At 39.6% G+C, this 7,382-nt stretch carries 4 protein-coding genes, 3 tRNA genes and 1 pseudogene; 2 read left to right on the plus strand and 6 right to left on the minus strand.

All coding sequences use genetic code 11. The annotated features are described in order from the left end of the window. Window positions 1-206: 206 nt before the first annotated feature. Together RV13_RS07890 and RV13_RS07895 are read right to left on the minus strand one after the other, a co-directional pair. Window positions 207-2,012, minus strand: a complete 1,806-nt coding sequence (locus tag RV13_RS07890; protein WP_010745031.1) for an ABC transporter ATP-binding protein — start codon at window positions 2,010-2,012, stop codon at window positions 207-209. Then, window positions 1,993-3,735: an ABC transporter ATP-binding protein gene (locus RV13_RS07895; RefSeq protein WP_010745032.1), complete on the minus strand. Its 1,743-nt coding sequence runs from the start codon at window positions 3,733-3,735 to the stop codon at window positions 1,993-1,995. The genes RV13_RS07890 and RV13_RS07895 overlap by 20 nt, the downstream gene beginning before the upstream one ends. A gap of 77 nt (window positions 3,736-3,812) precedes the next feature. On the opposite strand from RV13_RS07895, the gene RV13_RS07900 reads away from it, so the two are divergent. Then, window positions 3,813-4,649 carry a MerR family DNA-binding transcriptional regulator gene (locus RV13_RS07900; protein ID WP_010745033.1) on the plus strand — a complete coding sequence of 279 codons (837 nt, stop codon included), beginning with the start codon at window positions 3,813-3,815 and terminating at the stop codon, window positions 4,647-4,649. Window positions 4,650-5,025: 376 nt separating this feature from the next. Further along, window positions 5,026-6,192, plus strand: a complete 1,167-nt coding sequence (locus RV13_RS07905; protein ID WP_010745034.1) for an RtcB family protein — start codon at window positions 5,026-5,028, stop codon at window positions 6,190-6,192. A gap of 80 nt (window positions 6,193-6,272) precedes the next feature. Here the strand turns inward: RV13_RS07905 and RV13_RS07910 are convergent. The 4 genes and pseudogenes from RV13_RS07910 to RV13_RS07925 form a co-directional block, all read right to left on the minus strand. After that, window positions 6,273-6,758 (minus strand): annotated as a pseudogene (locus RV13_RS07910) (cysteine hydrolase family protein); the annotation flags it as partial. A 218-nt stretch (window positions 6,759-6,976) separates the two neighbouring features. Continuing rightward, window positions 6,977-7,049, minus strand: a tRNA-His gene (locus RV13_RS07915). Between the two features lie 58 nt (window positions 7,050-7,107). Next, a tRNA-Leu gene (locus RV13_RS07920) sits at window positions 7,108-7,191 on the minus strand. Window positions 7,192-7,215: 24 nt separating this feature from the next. Next, window positions 7,216-7,286 (minus strand) — tRNA-Cys (locus RV13_RS07925). Window positions 7,287-7,382: the final 96 nt, after the last annotated feature.

The raw sequence follows: 7,382 nt of genomic DNA on the forward strand, positions 1-7,382 counted from the left end.
TTTTTTTATACTATACATTTCATAAGATTAAAAGTCAATGAATTTTCAGAATATTTTCTAACTTAGCAATTTTTTGGTTTCTTACTGGTAAAAAAGAGTCCTCTAGCACCAATATTAATATCCTCTTAAGTAGTAAGTTCTCATGATGGCTCTCTAATAAATTATTTTCATAAAACATTAAAAAAGCCCGACAATATTTGTCGAGCTTATCCTGCAAATTGACTATTGTACAAATTCGCGTAGAAATCACCTTTTTTCATTAAACTCCGATGGCTGCCCTGTTCAATGATCGAACCATCCTTCATCACTAAAATCAGATCGGCATTTTTTATGGTAGATAAGCGATGCGCAATCACGAAGCTGGTCCTTTCAGCAGTTAAACGATCCATCGCCTGTTGGATCATTCCCTCTGTTCGTGTATCTACGCTAGAGGTTGCCTCATCTAAGATTAACAACTGCGGATCTGCTAAGATCGCTCGAGCAATCGTTAAGAGTTGCTGCTGACCTTGTGAAATCTGACTGCCATCTGATGAGATGATGGTATCATAACCGTTTGGCAATGTTCGGATAAAGTGATGACATTGTGCGTCTCTTGCTGCTTGAATAATTTCCTCCTTTGTCGCCTCTGGATTGCCGTATGCAATATTATCAGCTACACTTCCTTCGAACAGCCATGTGTCCTGCAAGACCATACCAAACTTCTGGCGAATGGCCGACCGTGAAAAATGACTGATATTCTTACCGTCTACTTCGATTTGCCCCCCAGTCAATTCATAAAAACGCATCAATAAATTGATCATCGTTGTCTTACCCGCACCTGTCGGACCAACGATTGCTACCATCTGCTTGGGCTTCACCTTGAAGTTCACGTCATCCATTAAAAGCCGATCTGGAGTATAGCCGAATGCAACATGCTTAAAAGTTACTTCACCACGAAGGTTTTCTGGAACGGCAACACTTAATACTTCTTCTGTTTCTTCCTCCAGATCTAAAAGCTCAAAAATTCTCTCTAAGGCTGCAAAAGCGCTTTGCAAACTATTGATTACATAGGAGACCTGTGTAATTGGTTCGGAAACTTGATTCACATATTGCAGATAAGCTTGAACCAAACCAATCGATAGTTGTCCATTGATCACCATGATGCCCCCAACAACTGCGCTCGTCACAAATCCTAACTGGTTGATTAAACGAATTAATGGGTTGATGGCAAAGCCAACAAATTGGGCTTTTTTGAAGGCTTGGAACTGTGCCTCATTCAATTTATCCAATTCCTCGGCAGTTTCCTTTTGCCGATTATAAGCTTTAATAAGTAGATTTCCCGAATAATTTTCCTCAGCCTTTGTTCCTACAGCCCCTAATGCTGCTTGATTTTCAGAAAAATACTCTTGATTTTTATGAGCCAGATAATTGGTCAGCAATAAGCTAATCAATAAAATCACAACAATCCCTAGCGTTAAAAGCGGACTCAAATAAATCATCAAGCCTAAACCAATAACGATGGATAAAATCGCTGAAATCATTTGCATTAAACCGACTTGCAAGACTTCAGAGACTTTATCTAAATCCAAGGTCGCTCTTGTTAATATATCACCGGTTTTATATTGATCAAAAAACTTCATCGGTAAATGATTCAGCTTCTCTGTCAATGTTTTTCTAAGTCGTAAAGTTAGTGTCTCAGCAACGCTCGCCATCGTATATTCCTGTAATAAGGAAAAGAGTGATACGCCACCCCACGTTAAAAAGAGTAGAAGCACTGGGCGCCGTAATGCTTCAACTATATTTTTTAAAGATGCCTGCTGTGTTCTCAGCAGACCTATAATGGCATCCAATCCCCATCCTAAGATTAAGGGAGTGATCGCCATTAATGTGGCAAAGCAAATAGCTGAGCCAACAATAATGATAAATCGACGCTTCTGCTCCATCAGCAATTTAAACAATCGTAATCCCGTTTTTTTAAATTCTTTTGGTTTTTCAGACACTAACTCTTTTTCATCAACTTGCTTGATGCTCATGCTTCTTCCCCTCCATTCCTTGAGATTTGGCAAATTCTTGGTACACCTTACAGGTACGGAGCAACTCTTCGTGCGTCCCTTTACCCACGATTTTTCCTTCTTCTAAAACAATGATTTGGTCCGCATCCTTAATCGTCGATAGCCGTTGAGCGACAATCACAATTGCCGCGTCTTGCAGATAACTCTTTAAAGCCTTCCGCAGCTTAGCGTCTGTTTGATAATCTAAGGCTGAGAAACTATCATCAAAGAAATACAGATCAGCAGGCTTGATTAACGCACGTGCAATACTCAAACGTTGTTTTTGCCCGCCGGAGAAGTTATTTCCCTTCTGAGCAACCAAAGCATCATACTGACCATCGAGGGTATTAATAAATGCAGCCGCTTGAGCTACTTCGGCTGCCTGCTTCATTTCTTGTTCTGTAGCTGACGGCTTACCAAACAGAAAATTCTCTCGAATCGTTCCGCTAAATAAGAAAGCTTTCTGAGGAACGTAACTAATTCGCTCTCTTAACGCTTCTTGTGTAACGCATTGTACAGGTTTATCAAGAAAACGTATCTCTCCTTTCGTCGTATCCTTTAAACGCAGCAAGGCTTTAGCAATAGTGCTCTTCCCTGAGCCTGTTCCGCCCACAATCGCTGTCACACCTTTAGGAATGTCAAAGCTAATATCGGATAGAACTGATTCTTCTGCTCCGCTGTATGCAAAATCGACATGATCAAAAACGGCGATCGGTGCATCCTCTTTCAATTCAAAGGATACTTTCGCTCCATCCACGATCTCTTCCTCTTTCGTTAATACTTCATCGATCCGTTCCAATGAAGCTAAAGCCTTTGGAATCATGACAATAACCATGGCTGCCATTGTTAGGAACCATAGACTCAAGATAGTATATTCACTGATTGCTGTTAAACTTCCGATAGGGACATTTCCTTGAAGTACAAGAACACCGCCAAAGGCTAATACTGCGGTCATTCCTAAGCCCATCACTAAGTTGACTGTTGGATTTAGGACGGCAAATAATTTGTTCACGCGAATCATTACCTCTGCATAATTACTAAAGGTTTGATCTGTCCGTTTCTTTTCAAAGCTAGTTTTATTGAATGCTCTAATCACACGAACCCCTGTATAAAACTCTCTCAAGATTTGCATCATTTTATCCATCCGCTGCTGCATCACCTCTGCAAGCGGAATGGCCTTTTTGATCACCAATAAGGCTACAATTGAAAATAGAGCGATTGAAGCCATGGGAATCCAAACAAAGCGCCACGAAATGACCCCCGTTAAAACGATTGAAGCCAAACAAATCAACGGTGCTGGAATAATCATTTGAAAGACCATCATCATAATTTGCTGAATATTGGTGATGTCGCTAGTTGTTCGCGCGAGTAGGGTTGGTGTCCCAAACTCATCCATGTCAGCCATGGAGAGCTGCTGTGTTTTGTTGACTAATTGTTTCCGTAAAAAATAGCCGAAACGTCCAGCCAAAATCGCGGAATAATAGCTGGCGATAATTGACACGATCCCCGTCAATACAGCTATCCCCAGCATAAATGCACCATTACGCCAAATCGCTCCTTGATCCTGAGTTAAAATACCTTCATCTATAATTTCAGCAACATAGTAAGGAATCATTAGCGTTCCAACCGCTTGCACGATCATTAAGATGAAGGTGCCGAAGAACATCTTATGATATTCTTTGAAAAAGATTTTGAATAGTTTCATCTTTTTTTCCCTCCTTCTTCTATGGTAGAATAAACTGTAACGTTACGTCACAGTCAAGCAGGAAAGGAATTTTTTTAATGAAAGAATTATTAACGATTAGCGAGATGGCAAAATACGCGGGCATTAGCCGAAGAACCTTAATTTACTATGACCAAATCGATCTTTTTAAACCTGCAAAAGTTGGCGAAAACGGCTATCGCTATTATGGTATTGATCAATATTTTGAGTTAGACGTCATTTTATTATTGAAAAATCTTGACGTCTCCTTAGAAGACATTCATGTATTTTTAAAGAACCGGAACGTTGACTATGTTTTAGATGGATTTATTCGACAGAAACAAAAAGTGAATGAACAAATAAATAAACTAAATGGCATTCGGGATTCTTTAGATAGCTACATCGAACGCTATACTACCCTAAAAAACTTCGATCTTGAATCTATCACTCTTTCCTATCGAGAGGCTGAGTCCTTCGTCATTTCTGAGACAATCGAGAATTATGATATAAACTCTGTTCAAATTTACGGTCGTTTCTATTCCTCTGTAGAAAGCAGGGATTTATTTAGCGGATACCCGATTGGTTTCCTTGTGGATGGTTCCGCCTTTTATCAGGAAAATTTCCACACCGCTCCTTATCGCGCCTTAGTAAAGATCTCCGAGGATCGCCTGCACATTTATGATCAGCAACGTGTAGTAAAGCGTCCAGCGGGGTACTATGTTTCTGGTTTTATGAAAGATGAGATTCACCACATCAATACCTTTAACAATCGCTTTAAGAACTATCTGAAGGAGAATAAACTAGAATTAAATGGAGATATTTGGGAATTGCTTTGGCAGGATGAGACTACCTCTGAACAGCCAGAAGATCAGGTATTTGAAGTATTAATTCCTGTCCAATATAAAGAAGGAAAATAGCTTATTTATCGGTTTCTTGCTCAAAATAATCTTGACAGCTTGATAAATTAGATGGTAGGCTTTATAAAGTAATAAACGAAGGGAGAGAGTACAATGATTAAGACAAATTATCTAAACTTCATACATTCGATTGAACGGTTGGATCTGTTTTGTTCGAAGCAAGAGTCTTATTCTACAGGCTCTCTAAGCTTCTGAATAAAGCCTATTTGTTAAACTGTCAATCGAAGGATTGGCAGTTTTTTTGTTTCATAAAAATTAAGTCGAAGATATTGAAAAATCAACGGAGGTGTTCCCTATGAGTGGAAAAAGAAAGAAGTTAGACCTATATACAAATTAAGAAGAGGAATGATTTAATTCCTCTATGAGAGGATTAAATATGTTAACAATAAAAGGAAAATACAATACAGCGACTGTCTATACTGATAATTTAACTGACAGTACAGTGGGTCAAATCATGACCCTTTGCAATCAAAAATTTACGAAGGATGCAAAAATTCGAATTATGCCTGACACTCACAGCGGTTCCAGTTGTGTGATCGGGACAACAATGACTATACAGGATCAGGTAGTCCCTAATCTCGTAGGTGTCGATATCGGCTGCGGCTTATACGTCGCAAAAATCAAGAAGGGGGTCAAACTCAATTTTGATAAACTCGATCGAATCATACGCAACCGTATACCCAGTGGACATCATTCCCACAGCAAACCGCAATATACTTTTCCTCTAGAAGGCGTTGAGGCACCAATTCATCGAGGAAGAGTGTTACGAAGCTTGGGAACGTTAGGCGGAGGAAACCACTTCATTGAGGTTAACGAAGGATCAGATGGCTTTTACTTGGTGGTTCATAGTGGCAGTCGCCTGTTAGGTAAAGAAATTGCGGAATATCATCAAGAAATCGCTTATCAAAAGCTAACACAGCGACGGCAAGAATTAAAACAGCGAGCAGCTTCAGCAATAGATCCAGCTGAAAAGGATTTTCTGATGCAATTACGAGAGGAGATAAAAATCCCCTATGAATTATCCTATGTAGCAGAAAAGGACCTAGAAAATTATTTATCAGATATGAAAATTGCACAACAATATGCTGCCTTCAATCGACAAAGTATGGCATTGACGATCTTAAAAGCAATGAAGTGGGAAAAATATGTGATTGAAAGTTTTGACAGTCCACACAATTATATTGATCTGAAGCATATGATTTTACGTAAAGGGGCTGCCTCTGCTCGCAAGCAGGAAAAAATGATTGTTCCATTAAATATGAAGGATGGTTCAATCATTGGTATTGGGAAAGGCAATGATGAATGGAATCAATCTGGTCCCCATGGGGCTGGTCGCATGATGAGTCGCTCTCAAGCCAGAGCCTCGATCAGCCTGGAAAACTATCAGCATATGATGCGGCATGTTTGGACGACATCTGTTTCTAAAAAAACATTGGATGAGGCTCCTAAAGCGTATAAATCGAAGAAGCAGTTATTGACGAATTTGCATGAGACGATGGAAGTAAAAGAAATCATCCGGCCTCTGTATAACTTTAAAGCGTAAAGTAAAAGCTATTACTATGAAGACCTATGGAGGGTCCTGTAGTAATAGCTTTTGTACGATCATTCAACCATTTTATCTTTTTAGAGCTGCCGTTTCGCTTCATCAGCAGGAATCACTGTAATACCTGATTTAATGAGTTTAGCGTTCCAGGACTCAATGACATGATTCGCGTTCTTCACAAAAGTACTATGGGCATCCTTTAATAAACAAATCCTATATCCCTTGGCTTGCCCCTTTAAACAAGCAGCTTGGACACAACCATTCGTAACAAAGCCACAAATATACAATTCTTGCATATCAAGTTTTCACAATAATTTCTCAAAACCTGGCTCATCAAAAATGTTGCTTCTTCTTTTATCGAAAATCAGTGATTCCTCAGGACAATCAAGGGTAGCATCTAACGTCCATAACGCTGACTCGTAAATTAATGATGTTTTATTGGTATGCCGAGTAAAAATAATCGGTTGCTGAGCTTTCTGAAATGAAGCAACCATTGTATTAATAGCAGAAACCGTTTGAGCCTTCTCATAAATAGTTTTATCAAGTATCCCCTTCTGTCCATCTAAAACAAGTAATACTTTTTTCTCATCGACTTACCTCCTAACCAATCAACAAAAAATGCTATACACTTCCGAATAGTCAAAATTCTAATTTAACAAGATTTGGTAATTTCATTATAAAGCCTCGATCACACAAAATAAACACTTCGTTTTAGTTCCTGTTACATAAAGAAGTACTGGTAACAAAAAAGACTCAACATCTCTGCTGAGTCTTCATTAATTAGGGCGAATGATGGGAATCGAACCCACGAGTGTCGGAGCCACAATCCGATGCGTTAACCACTTCGCCACATCCGCCATTACCCTATTCAATTTCAAATAAAAAACTAAGATGAAATAACATCTTAGCTCTTTATACCGGCGGCCGGGGTCGAACCGGCACGCCCGTGAGGGCACTGGATTTTGAGTCCAGCGCGTCTGCCAATTCCGCCACGCCGGCATGTCAATAAATATTCTAGTACTAAGGCGGTAACCGGATTTGAACCGGTGATGAAGGTTTTGCAGACCTCTGCCTTACCACTTGGCTATACCGCCATTATACTATTGTTTTCTTCCTAGAACAAGTTATTTTCAAGAGAGTTTCCTGAAACTTTTCTAAGAAAACTGGGGTAGCTGGATTCGAACCAACGC

Origin of the sequence: Enterococcus raffinosus (assembly GCF_001886185.1) — a bacterium.
Lineage (GTDB): Bacteria > Bacillota > Bacilli > Lactobacillales > Enterococcaceae > Enterococcus_A > Enterococcus_A raffinosus.

Excerpts from the sequence above, each read along its gene's own strand:
- RV13_RS07900 (WP_010745033.1), top strand. The coding sequence starts at position 3,813 with ATGAAAGAATTATTAACGATTAGCGAGATGGCAAAATACGCGGGCATT.
- RV13_RS07905 (WP_010745034.1), top strand. The coding sequence starts at position 5,026 with ATGTTAACAATAAAAGGAAAATACAATACAGCGACTGTCTATACTGAT.
- RV13_RS07890 (WP_010745031.1), bottom strand. The coding sequence starts at position 2,012 with ATGAGCATCAAGCAAGTTGATGAAAAAGAGTTAGTGTCTGAAAAACCA.
- RV13_RS07895 (WP_010745032.1), bottom strand. The coding sequence starts at position 3,735 with ATGAAACTATTCAAAATCTTTTTCAAAGAATATCATAAGATGTTCTTC.